We start from the raw sequence: 19,028 nt of genomic DNA, 5'->3' as shown, positions 1-19,028 counted from the left end.
GTGCGTATCACCGGTATCGACCACGTCGTTCTGACCGTCCGCTCCATCGAGGCGAGCATCGACTTCTACTCGCGGGCCCTGGGCATGGAGGTGGTGACCTTCGGCCACGGGCGCACGGCACTGCGGCTCGGGGACCAGAAGATCAACCTCCACGCCGCGGACGACCCGATCTCCCCGCACGCCGCGCGGCCCGCCCCCGGAAGCGCGGACCTGTGCCTCGTCGTCGACGGCGCCATCGACGAGATCCTCGCGCATCTCGCCTCCGAGGCGGTTCCTGTCGAGCTCGGTCCCGTCGACCGGACAGGCGCTCGCGGCCCCATCCGCAGCATCTACGTGCGCGACCCCGACCAGAACCTCATTGAGCTCGCCGTCTACGAGACCCGTTGAGGCGCGCTCGAGTCCGGTAGCGGGTCCGTGTCCAAATCTGTAACAAAGAGCCACCACTACCTCTTGGCCTGACGGATGAACCGCGGAATCAAGCGGTTTCTCTTCGTCGATCGGTGCCTGACTGGAGCCTTTGCTGCAGATTTGGACATCGAGCAGCTGATCGGGGTGATTAGCGTCGAGTCCTGGTGTTCCAGAGATACGTTCGGGTGCTGGGGAGGTGTTCGTGAGGAACCTCGCGTATCTCTGCATTGAGTGCAATGATGCACTGAGTGCAAGATGGGTGTGTGACCGGAACCGACCTACGCGCCTCCCATGTGCAGCGCACCCGCGCCGCCATCCGCGCTGCCGCTCTCACCCTGGTCCGGGAGCGCGGCTACGCCGCCATGACGGTCGACGACGTCGCCTCCCTCGCCGGTGTCTCCCGGCGCACCGTCTTCAACCACTTCTCCTCCAAGGCCGACCTCCTCGTCGTCGGCCCAGAGGCGCCCGCACCTGAGGCCGTCGAGGCCTTCGTCAACGGCACCGGAACCCTCCTGGAGGACCTGGGTGCCCTGCTCGCCTCCGGCACCGAGGTCATCGACTCCGAGCGCGGCTGGCTCCTGGCCTTCCCGGAGATCGTGCGGGACAACCCCGAGGTCGAGCACGCCATCCACGAGCGCCTGCGTGCCACCGCCGACTCCTTGGCCGACGCCGCCTGCCGCCGCCTGGGAACCAGTCCCGGTGACCCGCGCATCCGCGCCGTCGTCGCCCTGGCCATGGCCATCCAGCGCAGTGCCATGGACCTGTGGTCCGGGCGCACGCACCCCTGGGATGAGGACGGCCGGGAGCCCGCCGAGTCTCCCGGGACTCCCGCCGTACCGGGCGGTTGTCCCGAGGCCCGGCTGACCGACGCCGTCCACGCCATGACCCGCGCCATCGCCGACGTCGTCGCGCAGGCCTCGCCCAGCGGCCCGGCCTCCGTCGTTGCTGGCGCGGCCGGCGTGCCGCCGCCATCGGACTCGCCGGGCTAGCCGCGCGCACCGCCGCATCAGCCTCTCTTACCAGCCTTATCCACCTACCTCACCTGTAAAGGCCGTATCCGTGACTCAAAGCGCTACGACGCCGGCACCCACCGGCACCGCCGTCCACGAACCGGGAGCCGACTTCCACCCCGACCGCCGCTTCTGGGCGGTCTACGCCTCGCTCCTGGTCGTCATGTTCCTGTCCGCCATGGACCAGACGATCGTCGGCACCGCCCTGCCCACCATCGTGGGCGACCTCGGCGGCGCCGCCCACATGGCCTGGATCCTGACCGCCTACACCCTGGCCATCACCGTGGCCATGCCGGTCTACGGCAAGCTCGGTGACCTCGTGGGTCGCAAGAACCTCTTCCTGACGGCCATCGCCCTGTTCCTGATCGGCTCGGCCCTGTGCGGCACCGCGACCACGATGACTCAGCTCATCCTCTACCGCTTCATCCAGGGTCTTGGCGGCGGCGGCCTCATGATCTCCTCCCAGGCGATCACCGGAGACCTCATCCCGCCGCGCGTGCGCGGCACCTACATGGCCCCCATGGGCGCCATGTTCGGCATCGCCTCCATCCTGGGCCCCATCATCGGCGGCTGGCTGACCGACTCCGTCTCCTGGCGCTGGACCTTCTGGATCAACCTGCCGCTGGGCATTCTCGCCTTCATCGCCATCGCCCTGGTCCTGCGCCTGCCCAGCAGCCGCCTGACCAGCCCCATCGACTGGTGGGGGCTCGCGCTCATGAACGCCGGGGCCGTCGCCATCGTCCTGATGGCCACCTGGGGAGGCAATCAGTACGAGTGGACCAGCCCCGTCATCATCGGCCTGGGCGTCGTCGGCCTCGTCTGCTGGGGGCTGTTCGGCCTGGTCGAGACGCGTGCCGTCGACCCGATCCTGCCCTGGTCGATCCTGACCAACCGCACCTTCATCGTCTCCACCGTGGTGGGCATGCTCGCCATGGGCGGGATGATCGGCGTCCTGAGCTACCTGCCCACCTACCTGCAGATGGTCTACGGGTACTCGGCCACCGCCTCCGGCCTGCTCCTGGTGCCCATCACGATCGGGATGCTCCTCTCCTCGATCCTCTCCGGCGTCCTCGTCTCGCGCACCGACCGCTACAAGATCTACCCGGTCCTAGGGCCGCTGGTCGCCGCCGGCGCCTCCTTCTGGCTCTCGCGCCTGTCGACGACGTCGCCCGTCTGGGAGGTCTCGGCCTCCACCTTCGTCATGGGCGTGGGCATCGGCATGTTCTTCCAGCTCCTGGTCACCGTGGTGCAGAACGCCATCGAGGCCCGGCACCTGGGAACGGCCACCAGCGGCAACAACTTCTTCCGCGAGGTCGGGGTGTCTCTGGGGGCCTCGCTCATCGGTGCTGCCTTCTCCTCCGGCCTCACCTCCAACCTCACCGAGCGGATCGGGGAGCTGGCCCGCAGCGCCGACCCCAGTGTGCTCGCCTCGCTCAGCCAGTTCCGTGAGGCGGACACCTCCTCGCTCACCCCGGCCCTGGTGAGCCAGCTGCCCGCTGCCCTGCGCGACGTCGTCGCTGGCTCCTACGCCGATGCCCTTCTGCCGATCTTCGCCTGGATGATCCCCCTGTTCGTGGCCACCTCCGTCATCGCCCTGTTCCTGCCGGAGGTTCCCCTGTCCCAGAAGACGGGGATGGAGCAGGTCGCCGAGGCCGAGGGTGAGGCCGAGGTCAAGGCTGAGGTCGGTGAGTCGACGCCGCAGGAGCCCGACCCGGTGGAGGAGTCACCGGAGCGGGAGCCGGAGGCGCAGGGCTCGGCGGCCGACGCAGAATGATGAGGCCGTAGACGGGGGTTGTCAGCACCGGTACGAAGGCGAAGAGAAGGAAATCCTTCAGGGAGGCCAGCGTGGACACCAGGGTGATCACGTAGATCAACCCGGCGCCTGTGCCCGCCAGGACTCGCAGGACTCTGCCCCGGGGGAGCCAGGTGAACACCACCCAGGCGAGTGCTGCACCAGCGCACAGAACGGAGATACTCTCGACCCGGAGTGCCTCGCGCCATGGATGCCACCAGGCAATGGCTGCGAAGCCGAGCGTGGAGGCCCAGGCCAGGGCCGCCGACCCCCACGTGCTCACAGCCGACGAGGGGAACCTTCCCGAGACCCACAGCGCTATCGCCGCCAGCAGGGGGGTGAAGGCGAGGTGCGCACCCGCGGCGCCTGCCGCCCGGTCCGCGACCGCCCAGGCGATCGCGCCTGCCCCGAGCACGATGGCGCTCACCGTGAGGAGCCGTATCCACGCGATCCTCCGCTCGGAGAGCACACTGGCTGCTCGGGGGTCTGAGCGGGGCCTGGCCGGTGGCGCCCCCGGACGGCGGCCAGGTGCGGACCGTCCGACGGCACTCATGATGATGAGTCCGATGGCCCCGGGGAGGTTCACCCATCCCAGGAGCAGGATGAGGCCCCAGAACGGGGGAAAGACCAGTGCTCCGATGACGAGCCCGACGACGGCGCGCAGCCCGGGCTCCATCCTCCGGCAGGCGGACAGGCCGTCGATGAGCACTCCGATCGTGGTTGCCCCCAGGGTCCAGCCGATGATGAAAAGCGCCATCTCGGCGTGGTAGCTCCACTGGGGTAGGGTGCCTGAGCCCACGTTGATCGAGTCGACCACACCCAGGACGGCGAGGGCCTCGCTGGAGATCAGTACGAGTACTGAGAAGAGGACAGCGTACGCGGCATGCCGCGGGGCCACCGCGGCCCTCTCGCGTAGAAGACTGATGAGACCGACGGACAGGAGGAAACCGACCAGGCAGGACAGCGCGGTCTGGATGAAGAACGGGGAGTCTCCCATCCATCTGGGCAGAAGAGCCGCGACGAATACGAAAGATATCGAGCCGATGTAGGTTACGACCGCCAGAATGCCGCACCACAGAGCTGTGCGGCGGCCAATCCGGGCCCGAAACGGCCACCCATGGTGCTTTCCGCATGGCCGACGGCGTCCTGGGCAGGGGCGGGAGGAGGGCCGCCGGAGGTCCGGTTCTCCGCCTGAGGGGCTCGCGATCCCGGGTGCTCCGGAACGCCGGCATGAAGAGGAGGGTGGGAGGGGCGCAATACCGTTGGTGCTGGTGGCCGCCGGCGTCCTGGCCGTCTGATGATGAGGGACAGGATGATGAGCACAGCGGAGGCGCCGAAGATCGAGGCCGGAATCCACATGATGAGGATGGTCCCCGCCCCTGCGGGAATCCCCGTGACGGTGGCGATCGCAGCGCGGGGCACCGCGTGCATCCGTGTCGTGATGCTCAGGACGCCGTCGACGATGACCGCCACGGCGATCGTCCCCACGATGCCGCAGGCCACCAGCAGGGGTGTGCTCAGTCGGCCGAGGAGCGGAACGGGAGCGCCGGCGTCGGCGGCCTCGAAGGCGACCGTCCACGCGAAGTACGCCACCGTCGCCACCACGCAGGTCAGGGCCGCCACCACTGCCGCGACGAAGGCGTGAGGCGCCGGCAGCAGGCCGCGCTCACGTACCAGTCCCAGGTAGCCGGGGACTACCAAGGCCCCGGGCATGATCGACAGGGCCGTATACAGCCAGCTGAAGACCGTGTCATTGTCCTGCCCGCTCTCCATGACGGCCGCGATGAAGAAGCAGGCGAGACCGGCCAGGCTCAGCAGGATGCCGGCCACACCGCACCACAGAGCGGCCCACGCTCCCAGCCTGGTCCCCATCCCGTGGACGAAGGCCGACCAACGCTGGCCGGTCGAGGGGCGGCTGCGCCCTACGGCCTCGGCCTCGTCCAGCATGACGCCGAGCAGGGCCTCGCCGTGACGCGCCCGCCAGCTCCTCGGGTACCACCGGATGAGACGTCGGTAGTGCTGCTCCTCCACCATCTCAGGTCACCGCCCAACGCGCGTTCTGCGGCCGGGGCGCGCGGCGCTCAGACTGGCCCGAGCGGCCCTCGCGGAGCGCTCCAGCGCCTGCGTCTCGGCAGTCAGCAGGTCGATGCCGGTATCGGTGATGCGGTAGTAGCGCCTCACCCTTCCGTCCACGACCTCCTGGCCGTCGGCGTGGATGAGGTCCTTGGCCTCCAGGCGCTCGAGGGTCGCGTACAGGGTGGTCGGCTTCAGTCGGGCGGTGCCGTCGGAGATCAGCGCCGCCTCGCGCAGGATCTGGTAGCCGTGCCGGCGACCGTTCGCCAGTGAGGTGAGGATCCAGAAGGCAGACGAGGACAGTGACATGAGGATGAGTATATGCCCGATTCAGGAGTATGTCTGTTGAGGGCATATCTGTTTGAGGCGTTCCGCTGTCCCGCCGTCGTGGTTTACCCGGTTTTCGCGGGGCTGGTGCGGGTCAGGCCTTCCTGACAGAATCAGGGCCGCCCCGCCGCCGGTCCGACGTCGTCGTCGTGCGAGCCCGCGGCGGCCGCGACTCGTCCGCCCTTCCCCAGAGGAGCCTCCATGCCGTCCGAGCACACCCCCGTGCCTTCCGCCGCGCTGTCCACCGACACGGTCGCACTCAACCCGAACCCCTTGGTCCAGGCCCTGGGCAAGCCGGCCGAGGACTTCACGCGCGCCGACATCATCCGCTTCGTCGCCGAGCAGGGCATCACGATGCTCAACCTGCGCTACGTCGGCGGAGACGGGCGGCTCAAGGAGCTGAACTTCGCGATCCAGTCCGCCGCGCACCTGGACCGGATCCTCACCATGGGGGAGCGGGTCGACGGGTCCTCCCTGTTCGACGTCGTCGAGGCCACCAGCTCCGACCTCTACGTGGTCCCGCAGCTGCGCACCGCCTACCTCAACCCCTTCACCGACCGGCCCACCCTGGACATCATGTGCGGCTTCTACGACGTCGAGGGCAACCCGATGGCCAGCGCCCCGCAGCAGGTCCTGCGCCGCGCCCAGGAGGCCCTTGAGGCCGAGACCGGCTGCCGGCTCGAGGCGCTGGGCGAGCTTGAGTACTACCTCTTCTCCGAGGTCGACGAGCTCTTCGGCGTCGAGGAGCAGCGCGGCTACCACGAGGCCTCCCCCCTTCTCGAAGTGGTCGAAGGTCCGCAGCGAGGCGCTCGGCCACCTGGTGCGCATGGGCTGCGCGGTCAAGTACGCCCACGCCGAGGTCGGCAACTTCGTGGCCGACGGGCGCCAGATCGTCCAGCAGGAGATCGAGTTCCTGCCCACCGACGTCTCCCGGGCCGCCGACCAGATGGTCCTGGCCAAGTGGGTGGTGCGCGAGGTCGCCCACGCCCACGGCATCGAGGCCTCCTTCTCCCCGAAGATCGCCGTCGGCCAGGCCGGCTCCGGCATGCACTTCCACACCCGCCTCATGAAGGACGGCGTCAACCAGTTCTCCGACGGCTCCTCCCTGACCGATGCCGCCCGCCGCGTCATCGGCGGCTACCTGTCCCACGCTGCCTCACTGACTGCCTTCGGCAACACCGTGCCCGTCTCCTTCCTGCGGCTGGTGCCCCACCAGGAGGCGCCGACAGCGATCTGCTGGGGCGACCGCAACCGCTCGGTCCTCGTGCGGGTGCCGCTGGGCTGGCAGAACCTCGACGACCGCATGTTCCGCGACGCCAACCCCGGTGCCGAGCCCGTGGGCGAGCTGCCGGGCGACTCCCAGACCGTGGAGCTGCGCTCCCCGGACGGCAGTGCCGCCATCCACCTGCTGCTGGCCGGGATCACCGTCGCGGCGAGGATCGGGCTGACCGGGCCGGGCATGCTGGAGTACGCGGGCGAGCACTACGTCAGCGGGGACGCCTCCAAGGTCGAGGGACTCGACCAGCTGCCGGTCTCCTGCGCCCAGGCGGCCGAGCGCCTGCTCGCCCAGCGCGAGGACTACGAGGACCTCGGGGTCTTCCCGCCGGCGCTCATCGACTCCTGGGCCGCCGGGCTCGTGGCCCTGGGTGACGCCGACCTGCGTGAGGAGATCGCCGATGCCCGGATTCAGGTCGAGGACCTGGTGGCCCGGTACTTCCACGTCGGCTGAGTGCAGTCGGGGCAGGCTGCTGATCGGGAAGGCGACCCAATCTGTCACGAATGGCGACTTTTAGGTGGTCGCCTGAAGTGCTCCTCTCGAGTCTCGCGGCATCTGCACAGGTAGTGGCCCTGAGATGGTGGTGCTTGGTTCTGGGCGCCCGGGTAAAAGTCTCCCGGAGGTGACGCGGCTCGCTCGGCCGAATGGAATGATCCGAGAACTCTCGTAGTTGAAGATTGCATGAAAGCATTCGGGTTCCTCAGCTTCGGACACTATGGACACGGTCGCGGCCCAGGCGACCCCGACGCCGGCCAGGCGCTCAAGGACGCCGTCGAGATCGCGGTCGGCGCCGACGAGATCGGCGTCAACGGCGCCTACTGGCGCGTCCACCACTACGCCCGCCAGGCCGCCGCCCCCATCCCGCTGCTCTCCGCGGCCGGCGCCCGCACCAAGCGCATCGAGGTCGGTACCGGCGTCATCGACATGCGCTACGAGAACCCGCTCTACCTGGCCGAGGAGGTCGCCGCCCTCGACCTGCTCACCGATCAGCGCATCGCCATCGGCATCTCCCGCGGCTCCCCGGAGCAGGCCCGACGCGGCTGGGAGACCTTCGGCTACGTCGGCAGCGCCGACCCGCGCGGAGCCGACGTAGCCCGCGCCCACACCACCCAGTTCCTCGACGCCGTCCGGGGCGTCCCGCAGGCCGACCTCGACACCTCCGGCGGCATGGCCCCCGGCGCGAGCTCCCGCCTGCGCATCGAGCCGCACGCCCCCGGCGTGGACCGTCGTATCTGGTGGGGCGCCGGCTCGCGTGAGACCGCCGAGTGGACGGCTCGCCAGGGCCTGAACCTCATGAGCTCGACCCTCCTGACCGAGGCCACCGGCGAGGGCTTCTCCCACCTCCAGGCCGAGCAGATCCGCCGCTACCGCGAGACCTGGAAGGAGGCCGGCCACGACTGGGCCCCGCGCGTGAGCGTCTCGCGCTCCATCTTCCCGATCGTCTCCGACGTCGACCGCAAGTTCTTCGCCCTGCGCGGCGAGGACTCCCACGACCAGATCGGCATCATCGACGGCCTGCAGTCGACCTTCGGACGCACCTACGCCGCCGAGCCCGACGTCCTCATCGAGCAGCTGGCCCAGGACGAGGCGCTCCACGCCGCCGACACCGTCATGCTCACCATCCCCAGCCAGCTCGGCGTGGACTTCAACCTCCACATCCTCCAGGCCTTCGCCGAGCACGTCGCCCCGGCGCTGGGCTGGCAGCCCAACACCTCCGGCCCGGTGACGGGCTACTCCCTGGAGGACTAGCCGCCCGACGACGGTCGCGCCCCGGCGCCTCGTCACCGGGTCGCCGTCGCCCCACTGACCGTCGCGGTCGGCCGGAGCCCTCCGGCCGACCGCGATACGGTGTCATCATGGGCAGTTCTGACGAGGCGCCGCGCGTGGTCGCCTGGATGGAGCGCCATCAGGTGGCCCTCTACCTGAGTGCGCTCGCGGGTGGAGCCGCAGTGGGACTGGCGGCGCCCGCGGCGCGAGGAGCCCTTGAGGCGGCGATCACTCCGGTCCTGGCCGCACTGCTCTACGCCACCTTCCTCGGCGTGCCCTTCACCCGCCTGCGGGCCGCCTTCGCCGACGCCCGGTTCATGGCGGCGCTCCTGGTGGTCAACTTCCTCGTCGTGCCGGCGGTGGTGCTGCCCCTGTCCCGGCTGGTGGCCGATGAGCCGGGCCTGCTGGTCGGCACCCTCCTGGTGCTCCTGGCGCCCTGCGTCGACTACGTCATGGTCTTCACCCGCCTGGCCGGTGGCGCCTGGTCGCGCACCCTGGCGGCCTCGCCGGTGCTCATGGTCGTCCAGGTCCTCGTCCTGCCCTTGTGGATCGCGCTCGCCACCGGCTCGCCGGGGTCTCACAGCGGTGGCATCAGCTGGTGGCCCTTTGCGCAGGCCTTCCTCGTCATGATCGCGCTGCCGCTGGGCCTGTCAGTGCTGACTCAGCGGGCGACCGAGGGGTCGGCCGTGATGGCACGCTGCTCCAGGGTGGTTGCTACGACGGCGACGTCCCTCATGGTTCCGCTCATGATGGCGACCCTGGGGCTCGTCGTCGCCTCGCAGGTTCCCCAGGTCGTCTCCCGTCCCGACGTCGTGGCCCGAGTGGTTCCTCTCTTCGTGGCCTTCGCCGTCCTCATGCCGGTGGCCGGCGACGTCGTCGGACGCCTGGCTCGCCAGGGGCGCCGGGAGCGCGTGGCCCTGGCCTTCTCCGCGACCACCCGCAACTCGCTGGTGGTTCTCCCGCTCGCCCTGGCTCTTCCCGATTCCATGGGAATAGCGCCGATCGTCGTCGTCACTCAGACCCTGGTGGAACTCATCGTCATGGTGGTCGGCGTACGCCTGCTGCCCCGCTTCATCCGATAAACCGGAACGCAGGCGCTTTGGGGGACGCGCAAGCTTCTTCCCTCTGACGGGCCGGGGAAGGTTATACAGATCGAGGGCGTGCCGATATTGCCTTGACATCGCCTCGACGTCGTCTTGATCGGCCGGTGCGGTCAGGGAACGAAAAGGAGCGACGCGACGGTATGGGGATGAGATTGCCTCATGATGTCGGGACGGTGGTGAAGACGGCGGTGAACCTGTCCGGTGGCGACGTGGTCTGTGGGCCCGGATATCAGTCCGGGTCCCACAGACCCCTGTCGTTGAGGGTGGCATCGCCCTGGATTCCCATAACTCCAGGGGGACTCACCCTCCTTCGCCGGAGCGGCTCGCATCGGGCTCCCTATCAACCCGAGCGGCCTCGAAAACTGATCGGTCACTGGGCTCCCCAACCCTCGCGACCAGTTCCGTCCGGCGGCGGACACAATGTAACCCGCCGCCCCTGTGGGTGCACTTCAATATAACTGAGAGTTTCCTGGGAAGTCACTCGATGTATTTGTTCTGTTTTCATGAGATTGTCTGCGTAAGGTTTTAGCGTGACACTGTTGATGCCATCTCTCGCGGCGTTTTTATACGTATAAGCGGCTCTACTGTTTTTCCTCCGGGTTGCGCGGCCGCCGCTTCTCGGCGTTCATTACTGTTGGTTGCGGCCTCTGGAGCGGTGCTGTGTGGGAACATGGCCGGGGATCTTGAGATGCTGTCGTGAGATGTCGTGTTGTGATCAGTGAAAAGATGCACATCTCGGGCGAATGGGTGGAATGTCCGTGTAGTCGGTCAGTTACGGCGAATTTTCAGATCCCGTCTCTGAAACGGGGTGTATTGTTCAGCCGTCCAACCGTCAATCAGCGGGCGGAAGGCGAGGATCACCCGTCTCGCCACGCCGGCCGCCGTCGCGCCCCGATCTCTTCAAGGAGCACTTGACTATGCCACAGGTCACCGGAGCCACCCACGAGGTGGGCGTGGACCAGCTCTTCTTCTCCACCACTGACGCGCGCGGCGTCATCCGCCACTCCAGCAACGTGTTCATCGAGCTCTCCCGGTACCGACGCGACGAGCTCTCCGGCGCCCCGCACAACATCATCCGCCACCCGGAGATGCCCGGCGGCGCCTTCAAGGCCATGTGGGACACCCTCAAGACCGGCAGCCCCTTCGCCGCCTACGTACGCAACCTCGCCGCCGACGGCAGCGAGTACGACGTCTTCGCCACCGTCACCCCGCTGTCCGACGGCGGCTACCTCTCGGTGCGTACCCGACCGGTGTGCACCGACCTGTTCGACACCGCCTGCGCCATCTACCGTGATGCCCGGGCCGTCGAGGACCGGGCCATCACCAACGGCGCCAACCGCCGGGCGGCGGCCGAGCAGGGGCTCGGTCGCATCGCCGAGCTGCTGGCCGGAGCGGGCCTGTCCTCCTACGAGGAGTTCCAGAACGCGGCCCTGCCCGCGGAGGTGGCGCGTCGCGAGCAGCTCTCCGAGGGCATCCCGGTGCGCCCCGGAGCCACCGGGAACCTGCGCGTCATGCTCGACTCGGTCACCACCATCGCCGCCGGACTCGACTCCTGGATGGCCGGCCAGCAGCAGCTCGCCGAGCTGTCCGCCTCGCTCAAGGCCGCAGGCAAGGGCCTGACCCGGACCCTGGAGGACCCGCGCCTGAGCCCCGAGCGGATCGCCGCCCTGGACCGTTCCGACCCCCGGGTCAAGCCCCTGGCCGACCTGCTGGACCTGTGGATCCAGATGCAGGGACTCGTCAGGCCGCTGGTCGCCCGGCTCGTCGACACCCTGGCCCAGCTCGACACCAACGGCGCCCGGACCCGTTTCCGCATCGCCCTGGCCCGCCTGCACGCCACCATCACCTCGCTGTTCACCGTTGAGCTCATCGACGGCGTCGGCGACCCGCAGTACTCGGCCGAGGCCATCCCCGACCTCATCGAGTCCCTCAACGACGGTATCGCCGAGATGGAGCGCCAGGCCCACGCGCACCACACGCTCGCGGCTCAGGCGGTCGCCTACATCGGCGAGGCCAGCCGCATGATGACGATTCCCAACCAGCTCCTCATGCTGTGGACCGGTTCACCCGCCTCGACCGACCCCGCCCTGCCCGCCGCCGCGGCCGAGCTGTCCGCGGCCGCCTCCGGCGTGGTCGAGTCCGTCGGTCATCGCCTGGCCGAGCTCGATGATCTCGCCGCCCGCTGCCAGGCCATCAACGTCGCCGACGGCGCCGCCGACCTGCGCGGAGCCCTGTCCTCCTTCACAGCGGCCGCCAGTGCCGTCGCCCCGCGCTGATACCTGGGGACCGAAGGACCTGGGCGTACCGCGGGTCGGCACGGGTCGGCACGGGATGGCTAAGACACTGAAGGAGCCGGTCGGGTGAGCCCTCGCGTTCACCCGACCGGTGCCGTCGTTGTGCTGGCAGGTGCCTGCCGGTGCTCAGACGATCTCAGCCCTGGTCGAGGTCGGGGCGCGGATCCTGCGGGCCTTGCAGGCTCAGGGGAGCTGTTCCGGAGCCGCCCATGATCCTGTCCTCCTGCCCTGCCGGCGGGGTGTCTCCGTACGAGGCGGGCTGCTGTGGTCCCGCCGGGGTCTTAGCGGAGTAGGTACCCTCGGACGCCGTCGGACCGGCCGGTCCAGCGGGGACCGGGACCGGGGAGGCCCAGCGCAGCTCGTTGCGGGGAGTCTCGTAGCTCATGCCCGGGTAGCGGCCGAACTGCTCCTCGCTGGGCACACTCGTGGTGGTGGAGTCCAGCACCGAGAGCACCTGCTCCGGCGTCGGCCAGGAGTCGGACCAGCCGCTGCCACTGGGAGCCGACGGCGGGAACCAGGCGGTCGACTCCGGCGGGCGGATCATGATCCGCCCGGGGCGGCTGCGGTCGCGCAGGGCGTGGGCGCGCCAGGTGTTGATCGGGTGGCTGGAGAGCCAGTTGCTCAGGTGGAGCCAGAACCCCTTCTCGCGCGTGGCGCGATCGGCCAGGGCATGGGTATTGACCTCGGCCCCCAGGTACTTGCCGCCGGTAAGAACACCCATGGCTCCGGACACGCCCTGAGGTGAGCTGGCGTAGCCGTGGTTGTCCGCCGTGTACTCCTGGGCCCGCGAGAGGGCCTGCCCCAGCAAGGGGACGTAGCCGGCCAGATGGGAGAAGATGAGACGGAAGTAGGAGACGTGACCGGCGGCGATGTGGCCGACCTCGTGGTTGATGATGAAGCGCAGCGCCTCGGGGTCGCGGGCTCGACCGCCGATCTCGAACAGGTCGGAGTAGACGGCCACGAAGCGTCGGAATCCGTGGCCGGAGGCGAAAGCGTTGATCTGGCCGTTGCCCAGCACCACGTAGGCGTCGGGGACTCGTCGCAGTCCGAACTCCCGGGCTGCCTCGACGACCATCCGGTACCCTTCCGGGAACTGGGTGGGGGACATCTGCGCTGAGCTCGCCCGCAGCTGGGCGTACATGATGGCGCGGGCGATCCATACGAGGAGGGGTGTGAGGGGGATCACCAGCAGTACCTGATACAGGGTGTCACCGTCCAGGAGCTGGTTGCGGACCTCGGCCTCCAGGCCGGTGGCCTCGGAGGAGCCGGCCAGCCAGCTGATGACCATGAACCATATCCCGTAGCCCATCAACGTGGTGAGGACTGCGGCGATGAGCAGCGGGATCTCCGCGGGATGGCGTAGTCGGTTGGTTCCGGCAATGCCGTGAACGGTCGCGCCGTTGAGGATCCGAGGCCGAGTGGGGGTCCCGGTCGACGGCGCAGGCCCGGAGGGGCCAGGGGCGGTAGGGGGAACAGGTGGTTGCATGGTGATAATTTAAGCGACTCGTCCCACGATCCCTCTCCTGCCGCAGGAGGATCTTCACCGCCTCGCATATCCGCCACATGGTGGGAAAAGGCGGTCTTCCCCTCCTCCGATAGTGTGCCGCCCGGCGGGTCGGCCGGGCTGCGGCCTCGGCCTCTGACGCGAGCGGGGGCGAGGTCGTAGGCTCCTGCTCGTGCCGCACTCCGTAGCCTCTCCCTCACTGTCCACCTCCTCCTCAGCAGCCTCCTGGCCGCAGCCGCCCTCCTTGTCCGGGCACCCGGATCACGAGGTGCCCTGGGGTATGCAGATCGCCGTGCGTTACGACAAGGTTCACCCGCCGCGGCGCATCGACGTCGCTGAGGCCGCCGCCCGCGCCGTCGTCGCCCTCCTGGCCGCGCCCGCCTCCGCCCCCGGCGGGCCGTGGGGCCCAGCCGTCGACTACTGGCGTGACGGACGCATCCGCAAGCTCGTGCGCCGCGCTCGCGGTAAGCGCTGGGAGGAGGTCCAGGCCATCGACGGCGTCACGGTCACCCAGGACGGCCCGGCCGGCTGGGGACGGGCGGCAGCGCGCGTCTTCGTCCCTGGACCGGTGCGCCCCCTGCCCGGTGCCCTGGCCAAGACCCAGGTGGAGGGCACCCACTTCCCGGCCGGTGACGAGCTGCCCCCGCCGCCGGCCGCGATCACCTCGCGCGTCGAGAAGGACCCGGACGCGGCCAGCGAGATCGCGCTGATGGCGTCGTCGGTCTCCACCGGGGCGTTCGTGACGATCGAGGTCACGCCCCTGCACGAGATGACCTCGGGCAAGCTCGCCGCCCAGTGCGGTCACGCCGCCCAGCTGGCCTGGGAGAGTCCGGCCATGCCCTCCTCCGTGCGGCGGGCCTGGGCCGAGGACGGCTACCGGGTGCGCGTCGTCGTGCCCAGTCGGGAGCAGTGGGTCTCTACCACTCGGCCCGTCCACGTCACCGACGCCGGCTTCACCGAGCTCGACGGGCCTACGGAGACGACCCGCGCCCACTGGTGAGCGCCCTGCGGCTCCTCGCTGCTCCTCAGCGGTGCGCCCTCTTGGGCTCCGGGGTCCCCCGGAACACCCACAGGCGAATGAACACGTAGAGGTAGATGCCCTCGCAGCAGGCCGAGATGACGCGAGCCAGTGTTGCATTCATCCCGAGCCAGTGCAGCAGCGTTGACAGCCCCAGGATGAAGACGACGTACTGGCTGACAAGGCCCACCGTGTAGCCCGCCCCCTGCTCGACGACGTGCCCGTGGGACTGGAAGTTCAGCCACCGGTTGAGCAGGAAGGAGTAGACGCCCGCGATCGCGTAGCCGACTGTCACTGCCATCGGGAACCACCAGTGGAGGTGGTCGTTGAAGATCCGTAGGCAGATGATGTCCAGGATGAAGGCGGAGCCGTTGATGATCGCGTAGCCGATGAAGGTCACTGGCAGCCGGCGGCGCACGAAGCCCGGCAGGACGGAGTGGATCGCGGTGATGAGGCGCAGGAAGACCTCGGGGGCTCGGCGGGCGCCGGAAGCGGGCGGGCCCGCCGGGGGCTTGGAGGACGTTGCCGAGGCGGGGGAAGCAGTAGCGAAGGTGGTCTCGGGGGCCCGGCCGTCCGCCGTCGTTCCTGCCATGAGGTGTCCTTCCCTGATCACTGGTGTCAGGGGGAGTCTTCCCCGCCCGCGCCGGTCAGGCAAGTTCCAAAAGGAGGAACGGGGGACTGTCGACTCATCCTCGCGGAGGAGCGGCGGCCTGTGCCAGGGCCTGGACGACCTCGCGGCGCAGCAGCTCGCCGCCGGCGTCGGCCGGGTGGTGGATCGTGCGCAATCCCACCTCCTGGGCCCCGGCGATATTGGTGGCGCTGTCGTCGACGAACAGAGCCTGGCCGGCCCCGACGCCGGCGAGCTCCAGCAGGCGGTGGAAGTAGGCGGCGTCCGGCTTGGCCACCCCCAGGGTGCACGAGTAGCCGTCGATGTCGCACAGGCCGTCGTAGCCCAGGTGCTCGCGCATCCAGGCCCGGCGCTCCCACTGCTGGTTGGTGGCCAGCACCGTCGTGTAGCCTGCCGAGCGCAGGTCTCCCACCAGCTGCCATGCCAGCGGGTCGGGCGTGGCCCGGTGCCACATCTCAAGCAGATCCGATGCCCTCAGATCGAGCCCCAGAGTCTCCACCACCCGCTCCAGCAGATCGGTGAGGGTCTCCCGGCCCGCCAGGGCATCGGCCTCACCATCGATGACGGCCTGGGCGAAGGCGGGGCCGCCGCCGCGGGTCAGTGCCTCGTCCCACGGGGTGCCGATGAGCTGAAGGACGCCGTCGGCATCGAGCAGGACGGCGCGCACGGGCGTGGACGAGGCGGGCGGGATAACCGGCTGAGAGATGCGCACACGCCGATTCTGCCCTACCCGCCCTACCGTGCGGCAGGTGTTGTTCACGGCGGCTGACCAGGATACGGGGTGCTGCAGTGAAAGACTGGGGTCATGACCGATGCCGCCAGCACACCCGCAAGCATCCCGTCCGGCCCGCCCTCCAGCACCCCCCTTCCTCGACGGGTCCACTGGTGACGCCGGTGCGATCCTGCGCGACGAGGACGCCTACACCGACTCGCTCATCGACTTCGTGACCGCCTCGCCCAGCTCCTACCACGCCGCCGCCGAGGCCGCCCGACGCCTGGAGGCGGCCGGCTTCACCCGCGCCGAGGAGACCGTCTCCTGGCAGACCGGCCCGCCCCGGCGCGGCTACGTCATCCGCGACGGCGCGCTCGCCGCCTGGGCCCTGCCCGAGGCCCTGGCGCCGGGAGCGGGCCTGCGCGTCGTCGGCGCCCACACCGACTCCCCGGCCCTCAAGCTCAAGCCCGACGCCGCCCTCGTCCGCTCGGGCTGGCAGCTCATCAACGCCGAGGTCTACGGCGGCCCCCTGCTCGCCTCCCTCCTCGACCGCGAGCTGGGCCTGGCCGGGCGCCTGACCACCCGCGACGGCGCCGTCCACCTCGTGCGCACCGGCCCCATCGCCCGCGTCGCCCAGATCGCCCCGCACCTGGACCGCAGCGTCAACGACACCCTCCGCCTGGACCGCCAGACCCACCTGCTGCCCCTGTGGTCGCTGGCCGGCCCCGACTCCGCCCCCGACGCCGTCGAGACCTACCTGTGCGAGCTCGCCGGCATCGACCCGGCCGACCTCGCCGGCCACGACGTCCTGACCTACCCCACCCAGGCCCCCGCCCGCTTCGGCCGGGACAGTGAGTTCCTGGCCTCCTCCCGCCTGGACAACCTCTCCTCCGTCCACGCCGGGCTGGTGGCCCTTGAGGCGCTCGCGGCCGCGGGGGCCGAGCCGGCCGAGCCCGTCATCCTGGTCGCCTTCGACCACGAGGAGGTCGGGTCGGCCACCCGCTCCGGCGCGGGCGGTCCCTTCCTCGAGTCCCTTCTTCGGCGCCTCGCCCGCACCCTGGGGGCCGGCGGCGACGACGTCGAGGCCCTCCTGGCGCGCTCGACCTGCGTGAACGCCGACGCCGGGCACAGCGTCCACCCCGCCCACGCCCACCTGCACGACCCGGCCGTCCAACCGCTCATCAACCACGGCCCCCTGCTCAAGATCAACGCCCAGCAGCGCTACGCCACCGACGCCGTCGGGGCCGCGACCTGGGCGCGGGCCTGCGCCGCCGCGGGCGTGCCCAGCCAGGACTTCGTCTCCAACAACGCCGTCCCCTGCGGCTCCACCATCGGCCCCATCACCGCCACCCGGCTGGGGATCACCACCGTCGACGTCGGCGTGCCCCTGCTGAGCATGCACTCGGCCCGCGAGATGGCCGGAGTCAAGGACGGCCCCTGGCTCGCCCGGGCCCTGCACGCCTACTGGCTGGGGGCCTGAGCATGGCCGGCCAGCAGGCGGGGCGCCGCGCCCAGCCGGACTCGCCGATCCGCGCCGCGGGCGTGCGCACCGCCGCACCCTGCCCCTGCGGCAGCGGACGCACCTACGGCCAGTGCTGCGAGCCCCTCCACGACGGCGCCCCGGCACCCACCGCCGAGGCCCTCATGCGCTCGCGCTACACGGCCTTCGTCGTCGGCGACGAGGACTACCTCTTCCGCACCTGGCACCCGCGCACCCGGCCCGAGGGCCCCTACTGCCACCCCGGCACGCGCTGGACCGGCCTGACCATTCACGAGACCGCCGGAGGCGGAACCGACGACGAGACCGGCATCGTGGAGTTCACCGCCGCCTACCGCACCGGGGACGGGCGAGGAGGAGTCGTGGCCGACGCCCTCCGCGAGCGCTCCCGCTTCACCCGCCGGGCCGGCCGCTGGCTCTACCTCGACGCGGACGCACCATAGGCCCCTACGGCTGATCCTGTGGGGTTGTTCGGGAGGTCTAAGGTGCGTCCGCGAGAACCTCCGGCTCAGTGCCAGGTGCCGCGCCAGTACTGGATGGGCCAAGGGGCCTCGTCCCAGGCGCGCGCCCCCAGATCCGCAGCCCAGCGCAGCGGCAGGTAGGGGTCGCGCAGAGCGGCACGGCCCACGGCGACGGCGTCGACCTGGCCGGTCACGAGCGCCTGCTCGGCCTGCGCCGCCTCCTCGATGAGCCCCACACCCACCACCGGGACGCCGGTGCCGGCCACCGCCTCCTTGACCTGCTGGGCCAGCGGCAGCTGATAACCGGGCCCCACCGGGACCGCGGCGGGCACGTTGCCGCCGCTGGAGATGTGCAGGACCTTGACCCCGGCCTCCACCAGCTCGCGGCTGAAGGCCGTGGTCTCCTCGCCGGTGACGCCGCCGTCGGCCCAGTCCGAGGCCGACAGGCGGATGTCCAGCACCGTGTCCGGCCCGATGGCCTCGCGCACGGCCCGCACCACCTGAAGCGGGAAGCGCTGACGGTTCTCAGTACTGCCGCCGTAGGAGTCGGTGCGCTGGTTGGACAGGGGCGAGCGGAACTCGTGAATGAGGTAGCCGTGGGCGCCGTGGATCTCGACGACGTCGTACCCGGCCTCGACGGCGCGGCGCGCGGCCGCGGCAAAAGCCTCCACCAGCCGGTCGATCCCGGCCTCGTCCAGCTCGGTGGGAACCGCGTGCTCGGGGTAGGGGATCGCGCTGGGGGCCAGCAGCTCCCAGCCCTCCAGGGTCCCCGAGCGGGCCCCACTGACATCGGGTCGCCACGGGGGCGTGCCCGACTTGCGACCGCCGTGCCCGATCTGGATACCGGCGATCGCCCCGCCGGCGTGGATCGCCTCGACCAGACGGCGCTGGCCGGCGACCTGCTCGTCCGACCACAGCCCCAGGTCGTTGGGGGACAGGCGCCCCTCGGGCGTCACGGCCGTCGCCTCCACGATGACCGTTCCGAACCCGCCCACCGCACGGCTGGCGTAGTGGGTCACGTGCCAGTCGGTGACGACGCCGTCCTGCGCCTCGACCGTGTACATGCACATGGGCGGCAGCCACAGGCGGTTGCGGGCTCTCAGCCCACCGAAGGTCATCGGCTCAAGAATGCGCGGTGCGCTCGAGGTGCTCATGGC

Annotated in this window: 16 protein-coding genes and 1 pseudogene; 10 read left to right on the top strand and 7 right to left on the bottom strand. The window is 70.0% G+C overall.

Annotated features, from left to right (window positions below; genetic code table 11):
- The 3 genes from EL340_RS08485 to EL340_RS08475 all read left to right on the top strand — a co-directional run bounded on the left by EL340_RS08485 (position 1) and on the right by EL340_RS08475 (position 3,192).
- Positions 1-387: a VOC family protein gene (locus EL340_RS08485; RefSeq protein WP_126414241.1), complete on the top strand. Its 387-nt coding sequence runs from the start codon at positions 1-3 to the stop codon at positions 385-387.
- Positions 388-671: 284 nt separating this feature from the next.
- Complete coding sequence (locus EL340_RS08480; RefSeq protein ID WP_126414240.1) at positions 672-1,397, top strand: TetR/AcrR family transcriptional regulator; 726 nt, start codon at positions 672-674, stop codon at positions 1,395-1,397.
- 70 nt (positions 1,398-1,467) lie between these two features.
- Positions 1,468-3,192: an MDR family MFS transporter gene (locus tag EL340_RS08475; protein ID WP_126414239.1), complete on the top strand. Its 1,725-nt coding sequence runs from the start codon at positions 1,468-1,470 to the stop codon at positions 3,190-3,192.
- On the opposite strand, the gene EL340_RS08470 is transcribed toward EL340_RS08475, so the two are convergent.
- The 3 genes from EL340_RS08470 to EL340_RS08460 are packed head-to-tail and all read right to left on the bottom strand — an operon-like array spanning position 3,089 to position 5,592.
- Complete coding sequence (locus EL340_RS08470) at positions 3,089-4,207, bottom strand: hypothetical protein (RefSeq protein ID WP_126414238.1); 1,119 nt, start codon at positions 4,205-4,207, stop codon at positions 3,089-3,091. The two genes, EL340_RS08475 and EL340_RS08470, sit on opposite strands and share 104 nt — an antisense overlap.
- Positions 4,208-4,260: 53 nt before the next feature.
- Positions 4,261-5,244, bottom strand: coding sequence for a hypothetical protein (locus EL340_RS08465; RefSeq protein ID WP_126414237.1), 984 nt, complete (start codon positions 5,242-5,244; stop codon positions 4,261-4,263).
- A 6-nt stretch (positions 5,245-5,250) separates the two neighbouring features.
- Positions 5,251-5,592 (bottom strand): PadR family transcriptional regulator, encoded by a 342-nt coding sequence (locus EL340_RS08460; RefSeq protein WP_232022950.1) that lies wholly within the window; start codon positions 5,590-5,592, stop codon positions 5,251-5,253.
- Between the two features lie 219 nt (positions 5,593-5,811).
- On the opposite strand from EL340_RS08460, the pseudogene EL340_RS08455 reads away from it, so the two are divergent.
- The 4 genes and pseudogenes from EL340_RS08455 (at position 5,812) to EL340_RS08440 (ending at position 12,032) form a co-directional block, all read left to right on the top strand.
- Positions 5,812-7,339, top strand: a pseudogene (locus EL340_RS08455) (glutamine synthetase family protein).
- 228 nt (positions 7,340-7,567) lie between these two features.
- On the top strand, positions 7,568-8,635 hold the full coding sequence (locus EL340_RS08450) for an LLM class flavin-dependent oxidoreductase (RefSeq protein ID WP_126414235.1): 1,068 nt from the start codon (positions 7,568-7,570) through the stop codon (positions 8,633-8,635).
- A gap of 107 nt (positions 8,636-8,742) precedes the next feature.
- A complete protein-coding gene (locus tag EL340_RS08445; RefSeq protein ID WP_408608542.1) occupies positions 8,743-9,735 on the top strand; it encodes an arsenic resistance protein in 993 nt (330 codons plus the stop codon).
- A 938-nt stretch (positions 9,736-10,673) separates the two neighbouring features.
- Entirely contained in the window at positions 10,674-12,032 is a 1,359-nt protein-coding gene (locus tag EL340_RS08440) for a PAS domain-containing protein (protein WP_126414234.1), read from the top strand.
- Positions 12,033-12,186: 154 nt separating this feature from the next.
- Here EL340_RS08440 and EL340_RS08435 read toward each other — a convergent pair whose 3' ends face one another.
- The gene (locus EL340_RS08435) at positions 12,187-13,458 is read right to left on the bottom strand and encodes a M48 family metallopeptidase (RefSeq protein ID WP_126415391.1); all 1,272 of its coding nucleotides are present in this window, start codon (positions 13,456-13,458) and stop codon (positions 12,187-12,189) included.
- Between the two features lie 268 nt (positions 13,459-13,726).
- On the opposite strand from EL340_RS08435, the gene EL340_RS08430 reads away from it, so the two are divergent.
- Positions 13,727-14,554, top strand: coding sequence for an aminoacyl-tRNA hydrolase (locus EL340_RS08430; protein ID WP_232022949.1), 828 nt, complete (start codon positions 13,727-13,729; stop codon positions 14,552-14,554).
- Between the two features lie 25 nt (positions 14,555-14,579).
- Here EL340_RS08430 and EL340_RS08425 read toward each other — a convergent pair whose 3' ends face one another.
- Together EL340_RS08425 and EL340_RS08420 are read right to left on the bottom strand one after the other, a co-directional pair.
- On the bottom strand, positions 14,580-15,164 hold the full coding sequence (locus EL340_RS08425; protein WP_126414233.1) for a GtrA family protein: 585 nt from the start codon (positions 15,162-15,164) through the stop codon (positions 14,580-14,582).
- Between the two features lie 94 nt (positions 15,165-15,258).
- Positions 15,259-15,912, bottom strand: a complete 654-nt coding sequence (locus tag EL340_RS08420) for an HAD family hydrolase (RefSeq protein ID WP_126414232.1) — start codon at positions 15,910-15,912, stop codon at positions 15,259-15,261.
- Between the two features lie 100 nt (positions 15,913-16,012).
- Between EL340_RS08420 and EL340_RS08415 the strand changes: the two genes are divergently transcribed.
- Together EL340_RS08415 and EL340_RS08410 are read left to right on the top strand one after the other, a co-directional pair.
- Positions 16,013-17,392 carry a M18 family aminopeptidase gene (locus tag EL340_RS08415; RefSeq protein ID WP_232022948.1) on the top strand — a complete coding sequence of 460 codons (1,380 nt, stop codon included), beginning with the start codon at positions 16,013-16,015 and terminating at the stop codon, positions 17,390-17,392.
- 2 nt (positions 17,393-17,394) lie between these two features.
- Positions 17,395-17,853, top strand: coding sequence for a YchJ family protein (locus tag EL340_RS08410; RefSeq protein WP_126414231.1), 459 nt, complete (start codon positions 17,395-17,397; stop codon positions 17,851-17,853).
- 65 nt (positions 17,854-17,918) lie between these two features.
- Here the strand turns inward: EL340_RS08410 and EL340_RS08405 are convergent, their stop codons facing one another.
- Positions 17,919-19,025 carry an oxidoreductase gene (locus EL340_RS08405; RefSeq protein WP_126414230.1) on the bottom strand — a complete coding sequence of 369 codons (1,107 nt, stop codon included), beginning with the start codon at positions 19,023-19,025 and terminating at the stop codon, positions 17,919-17,921.
- Between the last annotated feature and the right edge of the window lie 3 nt (positions 19,026-19,028).

The organism is Actinomyces viscosus (genome assembly GCF_900637975.1).
Classification (GTDB): Bacteria; Actinomycetota; Actinomycetes; order Actinomycetales; family Actinomycetaceae; genus Actinomyces; species Actinomyces viscosus.
This window is presented reverse-complemented; position numbering and strand designations above follow the sequence as displayed.